Here is an 18,692-nt window from a genome sequence, read left to right as displayed (position 1 = left end):
CCGCGCATCCTCCAGAAATTCGGAAATCGTTTCATGGGAATGGAAGAAGCTCTGCGCTCCCACCATTCCCGGTTGTGTCGTTAAGGTGCCCTTAGAAGCCCGCTTTGATACGTTCGAACTCTTTCAGCATCTTGGCTTCCAGCTCGGGATTTACCGCGTCAAAGAAGAGGCTTCCTTCAAAGAAGCTGTCCACGTCTGAAAACCCATAGGTTTCGATCAGTGCCGGATCGGCCTGCGCAAACGCATCCTCATTGGCGTGGGCATACCCCCAACTTTCGATGATGTACTTGCCACTGGCAGCCGAACTCAGTGCGTTCAGCATGTCATAGACCTGTTCATCCGACTGCTTCGCTGACTTCAGATGCACATAGCCGCAAACCCAGGTGGCGATGCCCTTGTCCACATCACGCATCATAACTGCGGGGGTTTCGTTCCAGATCAGATTCAGCTCCGATTGGTTCCAGCCCCAACCGAGTGTCACTTCTCCACTGGCAATTGCCTGATCCAGCTGCCCTGCGTCAGACCAGTAAAAACGCACATTTGGATGAATAGCGCGTAGGTAATCCGCCGCTTTCTGGAATTCTTCATCGCTCATATCGGTGTAGCTAGAAGCGCCTGTCGCCAGTGCCGCCATGGCGAACGCACTGGAGGCGGCGTCCGGAATAGCAACCTTGCCCTGATAGGCTGGATCCATCAGCAACTGCAGCGACACATCGTCAGCCGAGATCATATCGGTGCGATAGATAAGGCCGGTGTTGCCCCATTCGAAAGGCACCATGTAGGTCTGCCCGTCGATTGTGATGCCATCGACCTCTTTGATCTTCGGCATCAGCTTGTCCCAATTCTCCAGCTTGCTGGTGTCGATCGGCTTGATCATATCTGCCGCCACCCATTTCCTGAGGGCGTCCGTGCAGGGGTGGGCCAAATCGGCTTCAAACCCGGACTGAAGCTTGGTGAACGCTTCTTCTACGCTACCGAAATAGGTGTAGCTGGGCGGGCCGCCGTACTTCTCGACATAGTCGCCGTAAAAGCCCTGATCCTCATATCCCGACCAGTCAAAAACGGTCAGATCAGCTGCGTTGGCCAAAGCCTGGCTGGCCGCAAAGGTGGCAACCACCGCTGCCGTAAGTGATGATGTTTTATTCATTTGTCTCCTCCCAAAGATTCACGTTTGCCCAAATCGATCACCGAGGCGCTTTGAACGCCAAGCCAGACGGTATCGGCCCGGCTGTGATCGACTGTGTGAAAGTAGTTCGGCACTGCCACGGCGATGCTTTCGGGCAATCCGTCGATGCGCACATAATAATGGACGCTCTCACCATAGAAGGCGACGTCCGATACCACGCCTTGAACATAAGCGTCGTAGCCTTCCGGTTTTTCTGCGCTGATCTCCAATTGTTCGGGCCGCACGCCGACAAGAAGTTTCCTGTCATGCATCTGAACGTTTGGATTCACCCCAATCGTCATCTGCCCAAACCCCTGAACAGTTACCTCCAGCGTTTCAGAATTTTCAGCTGTTACCTCGGCATCCAGAAAGTTCATTCCACCGATGAAAGAAGCCACTTCCCGATTGCACGGTTGGGAATACAGAACCTCGGGCTTGTCGACCTGTTTGAGTTGCCCAGCAAACATGACACCGATGCGATCGGACATGGTCATCGCCTCGTATTGGTCATGCGTAACCATGACGAATGTAATTCCAAGCTTTTGCTGCAGACGGCGCATTTCTAGCTGCATGGCTTCGCGCAGGTTCTTGTCCAACGCGGAAAGAGGCTCATCCAACAGCAGCACTTTCGGCCGCATAACCAACGCACGAGCGAGCGCCACGCGTTGACGCTGACCGCCCGACAACTCATTGGCCTTGCGGTCCTGCAAGCCTCCAAGCTCAACCATCTCGAGCGCTTCGGCAACGCGCTCTTTGATTTCCTTGCGCGAGAGCTTTGTTTTACGCAAACCGAACCCGACATTGTCGCCAACATTCAGATGCGGAAAGATCGCGTAACTTTGAAACACCATATTGGTGGGGCGTTTGTTGGCAGGCACCTCGCCCATTATGCGCCCATCAATCCGGATCTCGCCCTCTTCGTGATCCTGAAACCCGGCGATGATGCGGAGGGCCGTGGTCTTGCCGCACCCCGAAGGCCCAAGCAGCGAAAAAAACTCACCCTCTTTCAAGCTCAGATTCAGGTCGGACACAGCCACAAAGGACCCAAAGCGTTTTTCAACGCCCTGAATTTCGATGATGTTCTGTTCGCTCATCTTGTTCGTTTCCTTTGGCTTCAATCCGAGGACTGGGTGGAACGGCGGCGGAAATACTCGGCAATCAACAGCAGCAGGACCGAGGACATCAGAAGCAGAGACCCCAATGCCAATGTGTTGGGCAGTTTTGCCGGGAAGCGGATCTGGCTCCAGATATAGACCGGCAGCGTTGGGCTGTTTCCGGACAGGAAAAAGGCCAGAACGAATTCGTCAAACGACACGGTAAAGGTGACCAGAAGGCTGGCAATGATACCCGGTGCCACAATGGGCAGAGTGACCCGCCGAAAAGTTCCCACAACGCTTTCACCAAGGTCAAAGGCGGCCTCTTCCAACGACTGGTCGAAATCATCAAAGGCGGATTTCATGATCGATACAGCGAAGGGCAAGGCCACAAATACATGGCCTAGTATAACGGTGGTCAGAGAGGGCTTCAGTCCAATGCTGATGAACAAAACCAGCATTGAACTGGCGACAATGATGCCGGGAATGACCAGCGGAAGCATGACCAATCCTTCTGACACTTCCCGCCCCTTGAACCGATACCGGACATAGGCACGCGCTGCGAACAGACCCAGCGAAGTTGCCATAACAGCGGTTACGCTGCCGACGATCAGCGAGTTTACCATCGCCTGCAGAAGCGTATCCTGCTGTCCAAGTTGCGCGTACCACTTCAACGTGAACCCCTTGAGAGGGAAGGCCACAATAGTTCCATCGTTGAACGAAAACAGCGGCAGTAGCAGCACTGGCAGATAGAGGAACACCAGATACGCGACAGCATAAACAAGAAGCCAGGGAATCCTGATAACTTTGGTCATCTGATCCTCCTGCCCAGTGCCGTGACGATGACCACAAAAAAGATTGCCACACAGCCCACAGACAACATCGCCAGAAGTGAAAGAGTTGCACCGAGTGGCCAGTCATTAGCCGCGCCGAACTGCACCTGTATCAGGTTCGCGACCATCTTGCCTTGTGAGCCACCGACCAGAGCCGGAGTGACGTAGTCCCCAACCGTGGGTATGAAGATTATCAAACATGCCGCAATGATCCCCGGCACGGTCAAAGGCAGCGTCACGCGGACAAACCGCTCCAATTTACTGCAACCCAGATCAGTGGCCGCTTCCAGCAGGCTCCGGTCAATCTTTTGCAAAGAAACGTAAATTGGCAGGATCGCAAACGGTGCCCATGCATGTGCGAGGGTGAGAACCACGGCAAACTCATTATACAGAAGAAAAGTCAGTGGCTCCTGAATCAGGCCCAGAGAAATCAGGGCCGAATTCATCACACCATTAAAGCCGAGGATCAGTTTCCAGCTGAATACGCGCAGCAGGTAGCTGCTCCAGAACGGAATGGTGATCAGCAAAAGCCACAGCGTTTTCTTCTGCGTCCTGAACGCTATGAAATAGGCGATAGGATACGCCAAACAAACCGTTGCAAGCGTCACAGCACCCGCAATGACTATTGAACGGATCATCAGATGGCGTACCAGCGGATCGGTAAATGCTTCCTGATAATTCGCCCAGGTCAGCGTGCGATCAATTTCGACGTAGTTTTGAGTCCAAAAACTATAGGCAACCAGAATGCAAAGAGGGACGGCAACCAGCAAGCCGACGTAAAGCGTCGCAGGCGCGCTTAGGGCAAGGCCTTTGCCCGTCTCACTTCTTATGACTCCAGCCATGCTTCCCTGCTGACTTAACTTTCGGTGGCGCGGTGATCTCGATCACAAAATGGACAATCGTCCATTTAAATCTGGAATTTTCAGGCAAGCTGTGTCAACTGATATTTTCACAAGCGGCACTGGCCAAACTGCCAAGAGACGCTAGAACGCGCTGCAAGAGGCTGAAAACAAACAAGACCACCGGAAGAAATGACTGGAAAACGCCAACAGATACGCGAACGAAATCGCCTTACTCTTATCGAGGCCGTGCTCGACTCAGTTGCGGAAAAAGGAATCTCCGAGACGTCGGTCAGCGAAATTATTCAACGCGCTGAACTATCTCGTGGCATGATCCACCTACATTTTGGCGGCAAGGATAACCTTGTTGACGAGGCTGCCCGGCACTCGTCCGAGCAGTATTACAACGGTATATATGCCCTGCTGGAAACTACCGGACAAACTGGCCAGGAACACATTGAGATGATTGTCAGAGGAGACTTAAGTGAAGCCATCCTCAACAAAAAGAACGTTTCAATTTGGTACGCATTTCGCGGGGAAGCCCGAAACAGAGCAGCGATAGCAGCCTTTTCAGATACACGCGATGCAAAGCTTCGGAACCTGGTCTTCAATGCATTCGCGCGAATTGCGAAAGAAGCCGACATCGAACATGCCAATCAGGTTGCACGGGATGCAACCCACGGCACACTCGCCATGTTGGAAGGCATGTGGACCGATTATCTGCTCCACCCGGATTCATTTGATCGCACCGAGGCAATGAGAATTGTTTTTCGATTTCTGCGGGCAATGTTCCCGAAACACTTTGACCTAAGCGGTGCCCTGTTAATTGAATGAGATTTGGGACCAGTTTCCTAACAGGCGCTTAGGAAGTGGATAATCTCCATCTTTAAATCAACACGATGACAGCATCGTAGGGGCGCAAGAAGTTCATTTGAACCGACAACAATGCGCGACTTTTTCGTCACGCCGAGCCGGTCTCGTTCCGATCCCGATGAAGCAGTTTGTGTTTCACGCTCCGCTGCCCCACCTCTCATCGAGATAAACCTTCATATCAAAATCGGGACCTTTCTGATCCAACCTGATCTGCTTCAATGATGAGCAAACTAACAACTACCTCATCACCGGACCATTGATCACCAAAGACTGCATGTTGAGATGTGCGTCGACCAGAAAATGCTCCATCAGGTTCTGGCGTGACAGGACATCCGCCGGTTTTCCATGATCGACGATCCGTCCTCTGCTCATCAAATGTACATGATCGCAATATCGTGCCACTAAATTCAGATCATGCAGGGTCATAAGAACCGTCCGGCCCCGCCGTTTAACCTCGTTCAACAGCACCAATTGGTAATGAAGATCGAGATGGTTGGTCGGCTCATCCAGAATGTAGATTTCCGGGTCACAGGCCAGCAACTGAGCAAAGTAACACCGCTGAAGTTCTCCGCCTGACAGGCGATCGGCAGGCTGATTCCGCTTTTGGATTAGCCCCACCAGCTTAAGTGCTTCATCTCTTCGCAATACCAGCTCAACTCCGTCCAGGCCAAGAGCAGACAGACCAATTTCAACGATATCCGATGGGGTCAACCCGGCCAGCAAACCAGAGCTTTGCACCAACGCACCGCATTTCCGCGCCCATTCGTGATAGGCATAGTCTTCAATATCGCGACCATCTGCAGCGATTTCACCTGCTGCAGGGCGCTCAGCGCGGTAGATCGTACGAAGAACAGTGGTCTTACCCGCCCCGTTAGGACCAAGCAAGCAATGCACCTCGCCTTTGGGGGCGGCCAGAGAAACGCCTTGAACATATGGCTTGCCACCGACGTCAACCGACAGGTTGCGGATATCGAGTGCGGGATTAGACTGCACGGCGCAACCCTCTCAGTATCAGGATGAAAGGCGGTGCCGCAAACAGGGCCAAGAGCACACCAAGCGGCAGTTCCTCGGGCGCCAGCAGGGTTCTACATAGAAGGTCGACAGCAATCAAAACAATCGCCCCCAGCACCATCGACAGGGGTAGTAAAACCTTGTGCCGCGCACCTACCAGCAGCCGTGCCATATGCGGCACAATCAGGCCGATAAAGCCGACGATACCGGCGACGGAAACCGCCAAACCGGTCAGCACAACCGTTGCCACGAATATCATGACGCGCAGGCGCCCTGTGCGGATCCCCAGCGCCTGAGCGCGCTCTTCCCCCAACAAGGTCGCGTCCAGAGCATTCGCGCGCATCAGGAACCCGCCAGCAATCATCACAAGTGCCAGCGCAAGCAAGGGCAACTCTCGCCACTCTGTGCCTGCCGCCGTACCCATGAGCCAGCCCAGGGCGTTACGGGTAACATGTGGATCCCCAATATAGAGGAAAAAGGCCGTCACCGACTGGAACATCAACGAGACTGCAACGCCCGCCAGAATAACAATTAGCGGATCAAGCTGACGCCCACGTTGCTGAGACAGTCCAAGCGTCATCAGAAACGCCAGAGCTGCACCTGAAAACGCGATCAGGGGGACACCGACGGTTTCGGTCACTTCGGACGGCAACCAGATGATCGCCGCGACCGCTGCCGCAGAAGCACCGGATGACAGACCCATCAGATAGGGGTCTGCCATCGGGTTGCGCAGGGCCGTTTGCATCAAAGCGCCAGCAAGGGCGAGCCCGGCCCCGATCAGTCCAACTGCCAATACGCGCGGGATGCGCCACTGCCACACAATCAGGGACAGCCCCCGCGGGGCATCCTCATTGCGCATCAGAATGGCTACACGATCCGACCAGCTTATGTCGGCTGTCCCCCACAGAATGCCCGCAATGGCGACAAGCACCATTACGACCATAGCCGTGGGAAACAGGACCAGGAACCGGGATTGCATTTACTCGAGTTCCGCCAGTTTGGCGTTCAGGTTCTCAACACCATCGGCAAAACGCATCCCGAGAAGGGTTTCAGAGAACGGAACAGTGACGAACCGACCCTCTTTAACAGCGGTCAATTCGGACAAGACCGGATCGCTTTCCATATAGGCACGCTTTTCGCCCGCCGAAGACCAGCTCGCTTCGATCAACAGGATCACATCGGGGTCTGCCTCGACCACGCGTTCCCATGCCAGATCAACCCATGTGCCTTCGACATCGTCACTGATGCTTTTCAGCCCGGCGGTTCTTGCGACCAAAGCAGGCCCTCCGCAGCAACCGATCGAGTAAGGTGTCTCATCGCCACTGTCGTAGATAAACGCCGTACGGCCAGCCCCTTCCGGGTCAGTCTGAACCGCCTCGATACGCGCACGGGTCTCAGCGATCAGCTTGCCCGCGCGATCTTCAACATCAAAAATCTGCCCGATCTTTTCGATGTCGTTCAGGATCGGCTCGATGGTCAAAGGTACATCCTTCGGATGCGCTTCCTTGCAGGATGCGTCAACCAGGTAGGTACCGATTGCCAGATCATGCCATTTCTGCGCTGATCCAAGGTTGTCTTCGGAAAATGCGGACCCAAAACCCGCGAACAGAAAATCCGGCTCATTGGCCAGCACTACCTCTGCGGCCGGGTATTTCTCGGCCAGGACCGGGACGGACTCAAACGCCGCTTTCCACTGGGCTGGCATTTCATCGTCCAGATAAGCGGTACCAACCATCGAACCTTCAAGCCCAAGCGCCAGCATCACTTCGGTCGCTTGCTGGTTCAGGGTAATCGCCCGCGTTGGCGCCTTGTCGAAGGTGTAATCGATCCCGCAGCTTTGTACGGTGACCGGATCGGCCTGGGCTGTAGCCGCGACAAATCCAAGCGGCACGAAGAATTTAAGCAGGTTCATGTGTATCTCCTGTTTGATGAATAAGCAGTGATCGAGGAGTGGTTCCGGCGCCCAGCGCCTGAGAAACAAAGGTCCGAATGTCGTCCAGGCTCTCCACGCGATACCAATCGCCGTGTGGATAGTGGACGATCACTGGCCCGGCATTGCAGGGAAACAGGCAGCCGGTTGTGGTCACCAGACATTCAGAACTTTTGCCCGCATGGCCGAGTTCTTTTTTAAGCGCATCCACCAGATTGGGGGCGTCTTTCAGGTGACATCGCGGGCCTGCACAGACGAGTAGATGGTGGCGAAAGGCAGGAGGGCTGTCCCACCCTTTGCCGAGCTCACCGGAAGGTTTCGGCCTAATCGGTTTCAGCAAAACATCTGCATTTGCGGCAGTCCGAATGACGTCTGAATCCATTTGCAGCGGTTTGGCGAAGAACAGCTCGGGTGCGTTTTCTGTCCGCCTGTGCAACCAGCTTGCTGCCGCATTTGGCAACCAGTTTTCGAGGCTCTGGGAAAACGGCAAGCCAATTGGACGCAACTCGATGCGCTTGGCTCCCTGCTCCGTGAGATCATCTAAAGCATGCCAAAGCCCATCACCGGATGCCTCCAACCTGACAGCGCGGGCTTCTGTATGCGCGGCCTCAATCAGAGCGTTTGCAAGGTGGCGGAACCGGGATTGGCTGACGTAATTTGCCGAAATCAAATAAATAAATGCGTCCATCTCTGCCCCGAAACAGGAGGCAGCTCGGCACAATGCACTGGCCCGAAGATATCCATCATCTCATCCTCCTCGGGCCCTCCGCCCGGTTGGTTACATCCAGATGATGGCAGGTCTCCTGACTTGCGGATCAAAGCTTGCCGTCCCTTCCCGGATCTTGGGCGATCCAGTGGCTCTGACGGGTTGCTCACCGCTTACAGTTGCGGGGGCAGTTTCGGATTTGGATAAACGTCCGCACCGAATTCCCTTTTATCCTTGCGGCAATCACCTCAAGGAACCATCACGGCGAAAAAACACAAGCAAAGTTGATTCGACAAGAGTACGTGCTGGCTGATCGCTGGTATTTTGCCAGAACCTGCACGAGCGGACAAAGAAGTTCGCCACACTTCACTCTATATATTGACAACTTGCCCTGGTGAAACCCAATATAGTGTTGCTTCGGTTCTTTCGATTCCTGTCGAGAGCTAAGAGGGAAACCGGTTCGAATCCGGCGCTGCCCCCGCAACTGTAAGCGGAAAGTTCGGCTGAACACGCCACTGAAAGTACGCTTTTGGGAAGGCCAGATCGAACGATGATCCGCGAGCCAGGAGACCTGCCGCAAGCTCGAATGATAACCACGAACGGAGGGTTCGGGGGCGTTTGGCGGGCTTGTTTGCCCATGGCGTCCTCGGCTTTGATTAAAAGGACAGAGGACAAATGAGCATTACCGTATATTCCAAACCCGCCTGCGTACAATGCACCGCGACCACCCGAGCGCTGGATGCAAAAGGCATCAATTATGATGTCGTGGACCTGACGCAGGACGACAGCGCCATGACCCATGTGACCGAGCTGGGCTATCGCCAGGCACCAGTCGTTGTGGCCGGCAGTGACCACTGGTCGGGCTTCCGCCCGGACATGATCGCCCAATTGGTTTGATCTATGACTGCGCCGATCCCGGCGCTGGTCTATTTCTCATCGAAATCCGGAAACACCCACCGCTTTATCTCGCGGCTGGGCCTGACCTCTTTCCGCATTCCAACTGGGATGGACCCGCTGCCGGACCCTGAAGATCCTTATGTTCTGATCTGCCCGACCTATGCCGACGGCGAAGGACGCGGGGCGGTTCCGAAACAAGTGATCCGCTTTTTGAACGACCCGGCCCGCCGCGCCGGGATCATCGGGGTGATCGGCACAGGCAACCGTAATTTTGGTGCGACCTACGCCCTGTCCGGTCGCATCATCGCCCAGAAATGCAACGTGCCGCTGCTGTATTCGTTCGAGCTGGCAGGCACAGAGACAGACATCGCCCGTGTCCGCACCGGGCTTGAAAAACTAGGGAGACACCAATGCTCGACAGCAGCGTAAACGAGCAGGACTATCACGCGCTGAACGCGATGCTGAACCTCTATGATGGTGAGGGGAATATCCGCTTTGACGCTGACCGCATGGCCGCTCGGCAATACTTCCTTCAGCACGTGAACCAGAACACCGTGTTCTTCCATTCGTTGGATGAAAAGCTGGGATACCTGGTGTCCGAAGGCTATTACGAAGAGGCCGTGCTGGACCAGTATTCCAAGAACTTCATGCGCAAGATCTGGGATGCGGCTTATGCCAAGAAGTTCCGTTTCCCGACCTTTCTGGGCGCGTTCAAGTATTACACTTCGTACACGCTGAAAACCCGAGATGGGCAGCGCTATCTTGAACGCTACGAAGACCGCGTCGTCATGACCGCTCTGGCGCTGGCGCGCGGGGACGAGGCGCTGGCCATGTCCTTCATGGAAGAGATCCTCGAAGGCCGCTTCCAACCTGCCACACCGACTTTCCTGAACACAGGCAAAGCCTCACGTGGTGAGCTGATTTCATGCTTCCTGCTGCGGCTTGAGGACAACATGGAGAGCATCGGTCGCGGCATCAACTCGGCCCTGCAACTGTCCAAGCGCGGCGGAGGTGTTGCGCTGCTGCTGACAAACATTCGCGAACATGGCGCGCCGATTAAGGGCATTGAAAACCAGTCCTCGGGCGTAATACCGGTGATGAAACTTCTGGAAGATAGTTTCTCCTACGCCAACCAGCTGGGCGCGCGTCAGGGCGCTGGGGCTGTCTACCTGAACGCGCATCACCCGGACATCATGCGCTTCCTCGACACCAAGCGCGAAAACGCGGATGAGAAAATCCGCATCAAGACGCTGAGCCTTGGCGTGGTGATCCCTGACATCACTTTCGAGTTGGCGAAGAAGAACGCCGATATGTACCTGTTCTCGCCCCATGACGTCGAGAAGGTCTACGGTGTCCCGTTCTCGGAAATCTCGGTGACCGAAAAGTACAACGAGATGGTCGATGACAAGCGCATCCGCAAATCCAAGGTCAATGCGCGGGAATTCTTCCAGACCATTGCCGAGATTCAGTTCGAATCCGGTTATCCATACGTGATGTTCGAAGACACGGTGAACCGGATGAACCCCATCGCGGGCAGGATCAACATGTCGAACCTGTGTTCCGAGATTTTGCAGGTCAATGAAGCGTCCGAATTCAACGATGACCTCAGCTATTCCCATCTGGGGACGGATATCTCCTGCAACCTCGGCTCGCTGAACATTGCCAAAACGATGGATGGCGGTGATCTGGGCCGCACTGTAGGCGCTGCGATCCGCGCACTGACGGCGGTGTCCGAAATGTCGGCAATCGACTCGGTGCCGTCGGTGCGTCGGGGCAACGATGAAAGCCACGCGATCGGTCTGGGCCAGATGAACCTGCACGGGTTCCTCGCGCGCGAACACATCCACTATGGTTCGCCGGAGGGTGTCGAGTTCACATCGGTGTACTTCGCGGCCATGGCCTATCACGCGATCCGCACCTCCTGCGAATTGGCGCAGGAACGCAAGACATCGTTCAAGGGGTTCGAGGACTCCGACTATGCATCGGGCACCTTCTTCGACAAATACACCACCCGCGACTGGCTGCCCGAAAGCGAGAGGGTCAAGGCGCTGTTCGACGGCATGACCCTGCCCACGCGCGACGACTGGGCGGCGTTGAAAGCCAACGTGATGAAGCACGGCCTGTACAACCGCAACCTTCAGGCGGTGCCGCCCACCGGGTCAATCAGCTATATCAACAACTCGACCTCGTCGATCCACCCCATCGTGTCCAAGATCGAAATCCGCAAAGAGGGCAAGATCGGCCGCGTCTATTATCCGGCGGCCTTCATGGATAACGACAATCTGGAATACTACCGCGATGCCTATGAGATCGGCCCAGAGGCGCTGATCGATACCTACGCGGCGGCCACCGAACATGTGGATCAGGGACTGTCGCTGACGCTGTTCTTTCCGGCCGAGGCCACGACCCGCGATATCAACCGCGCCCAGATCTACGCGTGGAAGAAAGGTATCAAAACCATCTACTACGTGCGTCTGCGCCAGGAGGCCCTTGAAGGGACCGAGGTGCAGGGCTGCGTATCCTGCTCGCTGTAAGGGGAAACGATATGAAAGATATGATCCAAACCAAAATCCCCCGCGCCATCAATTGGAACCGGCTGGAGGATGACAAGGACCTTGAAGTCTGGAACCGCCTGACGGTCAATTTCTGGCTGCCGGAAAAGGTGCCGCTGTCCAACGATATCCAAAGCTGGGCGACGCTGACGGACCACGAAAAGCAGCTGACCATCCGCGTCTTCACCGGTCTGACCCTGCTGGACACGATCCAGAACACGGTCGGCGCCCCTGCCCTGATGCCCGATGCCGTCACTCCGCATGAAGAGGCCGTACTGACCAACATCGCCTTCATGGAGGCGGTGCATGCGCGAAGCTATTCTTCGATCTTCTCAACGCTCTGTTCGACCAAGGAAATCGACGAGGCGTTCCGCTGGTCCGAAGAAAACCCGCATCTGCAGGCCAAGGCCGAGGCGATCCTGAACACCTACGCGCCCGGAAACGATCCTTTGAAACGCAAGATCGCGTCGGTGTTTCTGGAAAGCTTCCTGTTTTACTCCGGCTTCTACCTTCCAATGTATTGGTCCAGCCGTGCAAAGCTGACCAACACCGCCGACCTGATCCGGCTGATTATCCGGGATGAGGCGGTCCATGGTTATTACATCGGGTATAAGTTCCAGCGCGGGTATGAGAAGCTGTCCGAGGTGGAACAGCAGGAGCTGAAGGACTATGCCTTTGGTCTGATGTTCGAACTCTACGGCATCGAAAACCAGTACACCGAAGAGCTGTATGACGAGATCGGCCTGACCGAGGATGTGAAAGTGTTCCTGCATTACAATGCCAACAAGGCGTTGCAGAACCTGGGTTTCGAAGCCCTGTTCCCGCCCGAAGTCTCCGAAGTGAACCCGGCCATTCTGGCGGCACTTAGCCCCGACAGTGAAAACCACGACTTCTTTTCGGGCTCAGGCTCGTCTTATGTCATTGGCAAGGCTGTCGCCACTGAAGACGAGGATTGGGACTTCTGATGCCGAAAGACACGTTAGCAATCGTAAAGGAATGGCACGAGGCGTTCGACGTACCGGTCGTTGACGCCCCGTCGATTCCCAATGAGCGCGCGCAGATGCGGCTCGCGATCCTCGAAGAGGAAGTGGCCGAGCTGCGAGCTGCAGTCGAGGCTGGTAATCTGATTGAAGTTCTGGATGCGCTTTGCGACATTCAATACGTGCTTGACGGAACGTTTCTCGAGTTTGGCCTGCACGGTTTCAAGCAAGACGCGATGGATGAGGTTCATGCCTCAAACATGTCCAAACTCGGTGCCGATGGACGACCCTTACTCCGCGAGGACGGCAAAGTGCTGAAAGGGCCGGACTTCCGGCGGCCCGATCTGGCCCGCGTTCTGCGGCGGACATAGTCAACGCATCGAAACCGCAGCTGGTGTCAGCCAAACTGCGGTTTCGAATATGATCCCAATCAGAATAACCTCGACTTCAACCTTGCTGATGGGGTTCGAACAACAGGTCAGAAAGTTACCCGCCTCGATACCGTCTTCTGAGAACCGCCATTGTGAACCATGGGAACCTCTCCAGCGGCCTTCTTAACCTTACAAGTGCCACGCACACCAAAGGTACAGACCGAAAACCAGTTTGCACAAACTGGGTTCTTGCCATCCGCCAAGAGTCACAACGGTTCGCCCTTGCTTAAAGCGATCGTCTCCTACTTTCCCCACGGGATCTGTCTTTGAAATTGACTAGCGATTGCGTGCTGAGGTTACTGATGCGTACTTCCCGAAACTTGATTTAAAGCGGCCAGAATTGACTTAACGTCTGCAACTCTGACTGCGCAAACTGGTTTGTGAACAACGAAGCTCCAACGGGTGCCAACAGGGTTCAGGGCAATTGGGGCCAGCACATTCCACTTCAACAACGGTAATCAGAGAAAGCGGTCCAACCTCGATCCATTCTCGAACCAGTTTTTTTACACGTTGGACATGCCAAAGTGTGGCCGCCCTTCCTTTGATCTGACCTGCAAAGCTCACAACTGTGTCGGATTTGGCGCATCGCCGTAGACCGCTGTGGGGTCAAATGTCTTCCTATCTTCCGTGAAAACCAGCGATGTTCCCGCATCGCCTTCTGTCGGAATGGCCCGATAGAAACAGGACCGATACCCCACGTGACAAGATGCGCCAGATCCAGCGACCGACACGCGGAGCCAGATGGCATCCTGATCGTCATCAATGCGCGCTTCCACGACCCGTTGAATGAGTCCAGATGTTGCGCCTTTGTGCCAAAGCACCTGACGAGCACGGCTGAAGTAATGTGCCTCACCAGTTTCAAGAGTCAGCCGCAGAGCATCGGCGTTCATCCAGCCCAACATCAAAACTTCACCGCTTTCGGCATCGGTGGCGATACAGGGCATAAGCCCATCAGCGCCGAATTTGGGCGACAGCGCCGTGCCCTCTTCTACTTCCTCGACCGAATGGCGGGGGGAGAATGAAATTTTGCCCACGTGGACATCCTTATCTCTATTATGTTATCTCATAACAATCACGATCAGTATTGTTTCGCAACCTGTAAGAGCGACACGACGTTCACAGTCTTATCTCTCTCACATTTGTCGATTTTAGTTTGAGGCGGGAAGTCCATCTCCGGGGAAAAGACACTCAAGGCTGCAAAAAGTTACGATGCCGCGTAAATAGACGATCCGGGTTTATACGCTGGGGCCGCCAATTGCTTATCTGAAGCCCACAATGATCTTTGGTTGGATCGAAACATATTGCTCAAATGATATTGAGGCCTTGTTTTCACTCTATCCCAAAATACGCAGTCCATGTGCCCACTATGCAGTACGAGTTTTTTAAACGTCCGTGATAGATGCGCGGATTGTTAGATATTACCGGCGAACTTGGGTTTGACCTGCCGGGTCGACAGTTGACTCTATCACGCGGATCGCACCCTCGGGACCATAATTACTGAGGGGCACTACACGGTTACATTCAGAAACACTAACGAGGTTCAGATTGTTCCCGCACCTTTCCAATTCATCTTCATCGACGTGGAAGGTGGGTGGCGAGTAATGGGCAAGCTTTGAGCGTACTCTATACAACTACTTCCAGCGGACCGTGGTCGTCGCAATGGCCATCGTGCGGGTGATGCAGCCGACCATCAACCAAATAGCAGGTGTGGCCCCCATGAGGTACAGCCTCGTGTCCGCTACCGGATCCATGCACATGACTTTCTTCATAGCCAAGATGGTCAGAGGAGATGGAGGGCGCACGCCCTGAACATATTTCCAGAAGAACTTAGGGCTGCAGAAGAGCAGGCCAGCAGGCGGAAGCTGTTGGTACGGACGCCTTTTCAGCCGATCTTCGCAAGCTTGTAACGTCCAGCCTTGCACGCCTTACGGACAGCCTTGATCCACCCTGCGTCAATTGCTAGGCCAGTCATCTCGTTTTCCTCTAATTCGAGATTGAGGTTTCTAATCTCTGCGCTGGGCGTGCCACCCGACGAGGCTGAAGCACGCAAACAAAATTGCGGCCACGCAGACGATTGAAGGACCGGCCGGTGTGTCAAAAACATAGGCTGCGCGCAGCCCTGCTACGGCGGAAAACGCACCGATCGCCGCTGCAATCAAGGCCATCGTTTCTGGTGAACGTGCCAAATTGCGTGCGGCTGCGGCGGGAATGATCAGCATTGCCGCAATCAACAAGACCCCAACGACTTTGATCGCTACCGCAACGGTTACTGCCAGGGCCAAGGTCAGGATCAACTGCTCGCGCTTGGGATCAAAGCCGCTGGCATATGCCAGTTCTTCATTCAGCGTCGCTGTCAGCAGTTGGGACCACCGCCATGCGATCAGCGCCACGACCAGCGCGGCGCCACCCCAAATCACGATAAGATCCGAGCGAGATACCGCAAGGATATCGCCAAAGAGATACGCCATAAGGTCAATACGAACACCTGACAGAAACGAGACAGCAACAAGACCGAAGGCAAGCGCGGAATGCGCCAAAACCCCCAGCAATGTGTCCATCGCATACCCCCGGCCGGCCAACAGCGTTACCGTCAGCGCCATGACAAGCGCAACTGCCAATGCCCCGGTAAAGACCGACATCTGAAACGTCAGAGACAGCGCAACGCCGAGGATCGCAGCATGTGCTGTGGCATCTCCAAAATAGGCCATCCGGCGCCAGACGACGAAGCATCCTAGCGGAGCTGCTGCAAATGCAACACCAACACCCGCGAGTGTTGCGCGCGTCATAAAATCATCAAGCATTATTCTGCTGCTTCCTGAGAGTTTTCACAGTGGTCGTGATTGTGGTCATGATCATGACGGTAAAGAGCCAGCGCGCCGCCTGTTCCTGTTCCAAACAGGGCCCGGTATTCCGGGGCTGATGCGACAACAGCCGGAGATCCTTCGCAGCATACATGACCATTCAGGCAAATCACCCTGTCCGAAGCACTCATGACCACGTGCAACTCATGACTGATCATCAGAATTGCACAGCCGGTTTCGCGTCGCACATCCTCAATCTGACGATAAAATGCCGCCGATCCCGGTTGGTCGAGCCCCTGGGTTGCTTCGTCCAGAAGCAGAACATCTGGCCGATTGATCAAAGCACGGGCCAGCAGTACGCGCTGGAACTGCCCCCCGGACAATTGTGACATCTGGCGTTTCAGAAGGTGCGGCACCCCTGCGGATTCAAGAGCATCCTCGCATTGTTTTCTGGAAACGCGGTCGGTCAGACGCATGAACCGTTCGACAGATATCGGCAAAGTCGGATCAATATGCAGTTTTTGAGGTACATAGCCGATTTTCAGGCCAGGTCTCAGAGACACCTTCCCGGCAGATGGCTTGGTCGCGCCGATGATGGCCCGCAACAGGCTGGTCTTGCCCGACCCGTTTGGACCTACAATTGTGACGATCTCTCCGGGCTCGATACGCATGTCCACATGGCGCAGAACATTATTGGCACCATAGCGTACGCCGAGATTTTCTACGGTGATAAGGGTCATCTCTACGCCTTTTTGGTGCAGTCCGGACAGATTCCCTCGGCTTCTACAACCGTTCGCTCAATCTCGAAACCCGCCGCGCGTGCAGCAGCACCCAAAACCCCTTTGGCCGGTGCGGAATGCGCCTCGGCCACAGCATCGCATTTTCTGCAGATCATGAAGGCTGGTGAATGGGCAGCGCCAGGGTGCGAGCAGGCGACAAACGCATTCAACCGTTCGATCTTGTGAACGAACCCATTTTGCACAAGGAAATCAAGCGCCCGATAAGCCACCGGCGGTTGAGATCCGAACCCCTCCTCGCGCAGGCGATCAAGAATGGCATAAGCACCAAGCGCCCGATGCTCCTGCAACAGCAACTCCAGAACTTTCCGGCGAACAGGGGTTAGGCGTAGACCCTCTTCTTTGCACCGCGCTTCCGCCGTCGACAAGGCGGTCTCAACACAACTCTCGTGGTCGTGTTTCTGGAATCCAACCGTGGCCGTTTCGTCGACCGGAACAGGGTGCGTTTCGCTTGTCATGTTATTCCATATCATGTATGCCGCTCGTAACGTTATAAAATCACATAGAGGTTCTGATGTCCAGAAAGCTTCTCCCACTATCGATCACGGCTGCTCTCATGGGTGGGACGGCTATGGCGGATGTTCCGAATGTAGCGGTCGATATCGCACCAGTCCATTCGCTGGTAGCACGGGTTATGGAGGGGGTTGGAACACCTGATCTTATTGTACCACCCGGCGCATCTCCGCATGAGTATAACCTGCGTCCTTCTGAAGCTTCGGCATTGCAAGAGGCCAATCTGGTATTCTGGATTGGTGAGGACCTGACACCGTGGATGGAGGGTGCGATAGACACCCTTGCTGATGGCGCAACCGTCACGACTTTATTGGAGTCCGACGGCACAGTTCTTCTCGATTTCCGTGAGGGTGCATTGTTTGAGGCCCATGACCACGGAGAAGAAGATGATCATGGGCATGATGAACATGCTGAAGACAAGGGTCATGATGATCACGACCATAGTGACGAGCATGCAGAAGAGGGCGAGCACGATCACGAAGCGCATGGGGAAGATGATGACCACGATCACGAGGAACATGCCGAAGATGAAGGTCACGACCATGATCACAAAGATCATGCGGAAGGCGACGACCATGATCATGAAGAGCATGCCGACCACGAAGGGCATGACGATCATGAAGGGCACGCACACGGCGAACACGACCCCCACGCTTGGCTTTCTCCGGCAAACGCTGAAACCTGGTTAAACCTAATCGCAGCACAGCTTTCGTCAGCTGATCCCGACAATGCAGGCACCTACTTTGCGAACGCTGCAGCTGCGCGTGAAGAAATGGCTGCGCTGTCTGCCGAAGTGGCCGAAACGCTTGAACCTGTCCGTGGCGGCAGCTTTATCGTCTTCCATGACGCTTACCAGTACTTCGAAGATGCGTTCGATTTCCCGGCCTCGGGTGCAATCTCGATCGGTGACGCAACTGACCCAAGCCCAGCTCGCATTGCCGAGATTCAGGCGCGCATCAAAAACGAAGGCATTGATTGCGTTATGACCGAACCGCAGTTCAATCCGGGCATCGTCGCAACCGTTCTGGATGGAACCGAAGCCAAAACCGGCATCATTGATCCGCTGGGTTCTGATCTGGAACCGGGAGCAGCGCTGTACCCTCAAGTTATCCGCAACATGGCCAAAACACTGTCGGAATGTCTTTAACCTCCAGCCCGGTCGGTGCTTAAACATTGGCCGGGCTTAACAACGTCAGGGGCGACACAGAGTATTGGTGCACATATTGTAAGTGATCGTGTTACCCCTGATGCATTAGGACAGAGCGCTTTA

The 18,692-nt window shown here is 54.9% G+C and carries 19 protein-coding genes and 2 riboswitches; of the genes, 7 read left to right on the top strand and 12 right to left on the bottom strand.

Translation table 11 applies throughout. From position 1 onward, the window contains the following. Nucleotides 1-91: 91 nt before the first annotated feature. From E1297_RS45830 to E1297_RS45815, 4 genes are read right to left on the bottom strand one after another with little or no spacing between them, the layout of a single operon-like run. On the bottom strand, nt 92-1,147 hold the full coding sequence (locus tag E1297_RS45830; protein ID WP_155150367.1) for an extracellular solute-binding protein: 1,056 nt from the start codon (nt 1,145-1,147) through the stop codon (nt 92-94). Beyond that, nucleotides 1,144-2,259, bottom strand: a complete 1,116-nt coding sequence (locus tag E1297_RS45825) for an ABC transporter ATP-binding protein (RefSeq protein ID WP_155150365.1) — start codon at nt 2,257-2,259, stop codon at nt 1,144-1,146. The genes E1297_RS45830 and E1297_RS45825 overlap by 4 nt, the downstream gene beginning before the upstream one ends. 20 nt (nt 2,260-2,279) lie before the next feature. Next, nucleotides 2,280-3,074, bottom strand: coding sequence for an ABC transporter permease (locus tag E1297_RS45820; RefSeq protein ID WP_155150364.1), 795 nt, complete (start codon nt 3,072-3,074; stop codon nt 2,280-2,282). Beyond that, the gene (locus tag E1297_RS45815) at nt 3,071-3,862 is read right to left on the bottom strand and encodes an ABC transporter permease (protein WP_244328118.1); all 792 of its coding nucleotides are present in this window, start codon (nt 3,860-3,862) and stop codon (nt 3,071-3,073) included. Before E1297_RS45815 ends, E1297_RS45820 begins: the two co-directional genes overlap by 4 nt. Nucleotides 3,863-4,123: 261 nt before the next feature. On the opposite strand from E1297_RS45815, the gene E1297_RS45810 reads away from it, so the two are divergent. Further along, nucleotides 4,124-4,765, top strand: a complete 642-nt coding sequence (locus tag E1297_RS45810) for a TetR family transcriptional regulator C-terminal domain-containing protein (protein WP_155150360.1) — start codon at nt 4,124-4,126, stop codon at nt 4,763-4,765. 276 nt (nt 4,766-5,041) lie between these two features. Here E1297_RS45810 and E1297_RS45805 read toward each other — a convergent pair whose 3' ends face one another. The 4 genes from E1297_RS45805 to E1297_RS45790 are packed head-to-tail and all read right to left on the bottom strand — an operon-like array spanning nt 5,042 to nt 8,433. Continuing rightward, on the bottom strand, nt 5,042-5,797 hold the full coding sequence (locus E1297_RS45805; protein ID WP_209016388.1) for an ABC transporter ATP-binding protein: 756 nt from the start codon (nt 5,795-5,797) through the stop codon (nt 5,042-5,044). Next, nucleotides 5,787-6,794 (bottom strand): iron ABC transporter permease, encoded by a 1,008-nt coding sequence (locus E1297_RS45800; protein ID WP_155150358.1) that lies wholly within the window; start codon nt 6,792-6,794, stop codon nt 5,787-5,789. Before E1297_RS45800 ends, E1297_RS45805 begins: the two co-directional genes overlap by 11 nt. Continuing rightward, nucleotides 6,795-7,727: an ABC transporter substrate-binding protein gene (locus E1297_RS45795; RefSeq protein ID WP_155150356.1), complete on the bottom strand. Its 933-nt coding sequence runs from the start codon at nt 7,725-7,727 to the stop codon at nt 6,795-6,797. Then, nucleotides 7,714-8,433 carry a ferredoxin gene (locus tag E1297_RS45790; RefSeq protein WP_155150354.1) on the bottom strand — a complete coding sequence of 240 codons (720 nt, stop codon included), beginning with the start codon at nt 8,431-8,433 and terminating at the stop codon, nt 7,714-7,716. The genes E1297_RS45795 and E1297_RS45790 overlap by 14 nt, the downstream gene beginning before the upstream one ends. Before the next feature lie 87 nt (nt 8,434-8,520). Then, nucleotides 8,521-8,727: riboswitch (cobalamin riboswitch) on the bottom strand. Between the two features lie 125 nt (nt 8,728-8,852). Continuing rightward, a riboswitch (cobalamin riboswitch) is annotated at nt 8,853-9,045 on the top strand. An 81-nt stretch (nt 9,046-9,126) separates the two neighbouring features. Here E1297_RS45790 and nrdH point away from each other — a divergent pair. Genes nrdH through E1297_RS45765 form a run of 5 tightly spaced genes read left to right on the top strand, consistent with a single transcriptional unit; the run spans nt 9,127 to nt 13,251 of the window. Next, on the top strand, nt 9,127-9,348 hold the full coding sequence (gene nrdH / locus E1297_RS45785) for a glutaredoxin-like protein NrdH (protein WP_155150352.1): 222 nt from the start codon (nt 9,127-9,129) through the stop codon (nt 9,346-9,348). A 15-nt stretch (nt 9,349-9,363) separates the two neighbouring features. Then, nucleotides 9,364-9,777, top strand: a complete 414-nt coding sequence (gene nrdI / locus E1297_RS45780) for a class Ib ribonucleoside-diphosphate reductase assembly flavoprotein NrdI (protein WP_368669863.1) — start codon at nt 9,364-9,366, stop codon at nt 9,775-9,777. Next, nucleotides 9,759-11,882, top strand: a complete 2,124-nt coding sequence (nrdE, locus tag E1297_RS45775) for a class 1b ribonucleoside-diphosphate reductase subunit alpha (protein ID WP_155150347.1) — start codon at nt 9,759-9,761, stop codon at nt 11,880-11,882. The genes nrdI and nrdE overlap by 19 nt, the downstream gene beginning before the upstream one ends. Nucleotides 11,883-11,893: 11 nt before the next feature. Beyond that, nucleotides 11,894-12,865, top strand: a complete 972-nt coding sequence (gene nrdF, locus E1297_RS45770; RefSeq protein ID WP_155150346.1) for a class 1b ribonucleoside-diphosphate reductase subunit beta — start codon at nt 11,894-11,896, stop codon at nt 12,863-12,865. Next, the gene (locus E1297_RS45765; RefSeq protein ID WP_155150344.1) at nt 12,865-13,251 is read left to right on the top strand and encodes a nucleoside triphosphate pyrophosphohydrolase family protein; all 387 of its coding nucleotides are present in this window, start codon (nt 12,865-12,867) and stop codon (nt 13,249-13,251) included. The genes nrdF and E1297_RS45765 overlap by 1 nt, the downstream gene beginning before the upstream one ends. Nucleotides 13,252-13,871: 620 nt before the next feature. Here E1297_RS45765 and hisI read toward each other — a convergent pair. From hisI to E1297_RS45735, 4 genes are all read right to left on the bottom strand, one after another. Next, nucleotides 13,872-14,345, bottom strand: coding sequence for a phosphoribosyl-AMP cyclohydrolase (hisI, locus tag E1297_RS45755; protein WP_368669859.1), 474 nt, complete (start codon nt 14,343-14,345; stop codon nt 13,872-13,874). Between the two features lie 969 nt (nt 14,346-15,314). Further along, nucleotides 15,315-16,112, bottom strand: a complete 798-nt coding sequence (locus E1297_RS45745; RefSeq protein WP_155150342.1) for an iron chelate uptake ABC transporter family permease subunit — start codon at nt 16,110-16,112, stop codon at nt 15,315-15,317. Beyond that, the gene (locus E1297_RS45740) at nt 16,112-16,852 is read right to left on the bottom strand and encodes a metal ABC transporter ATP-binding protein (RefSeq protein WP_155150340.1); all 741 of its coding nucleotides are present in this window, start codon (nt 16,850-16,852) and stop codon (nt 16,112-16,114) included. The genes E1297_RS45745 and E1297_RS45740 overlap by 1 nt, the downstream gene beginning before the upstream one ends. Nucleotides 16,853-16,854: 2 nt before the next feature. Next, the gene (locus E1297_RS45735; protein WP_155150338.1) at nt 16,855-17,367 is read right to left on the bottom strand and encodes a Fur family transcriptional regulator; all 513 of its coding nucleotides are present in this window, start codon (nt 17,365-17,367) and stop codon (nt 16,855-16,857) included. 56 nt (nt 17,368-17,423) lie between these two features. On the opposite strand from E1297_RS45735, the gene E1297_RS45730 reads away from it, so the two are divergent. Continuing rightward, entirely contained in the window at nt 17,424-18,569 is a 1,146-nt protein-coding gene (locus E1297_RS45730) for a metal ABC transporter solute-binding protein, Zn/Mn family (RefSeq protein WP_155150337.1), read from the top strand. Nucleotides 18,570-18,692 lie beyond the last annotated feature (123 nt).

The organism is Roseibium sp. RKSG952, assembly GCF_009711355.1.
The sequence above is the reverse complement of the archived record's forward strand: the minus strand, read 5'-3'. Positions and strand labels throughout refer to the sequence as shown.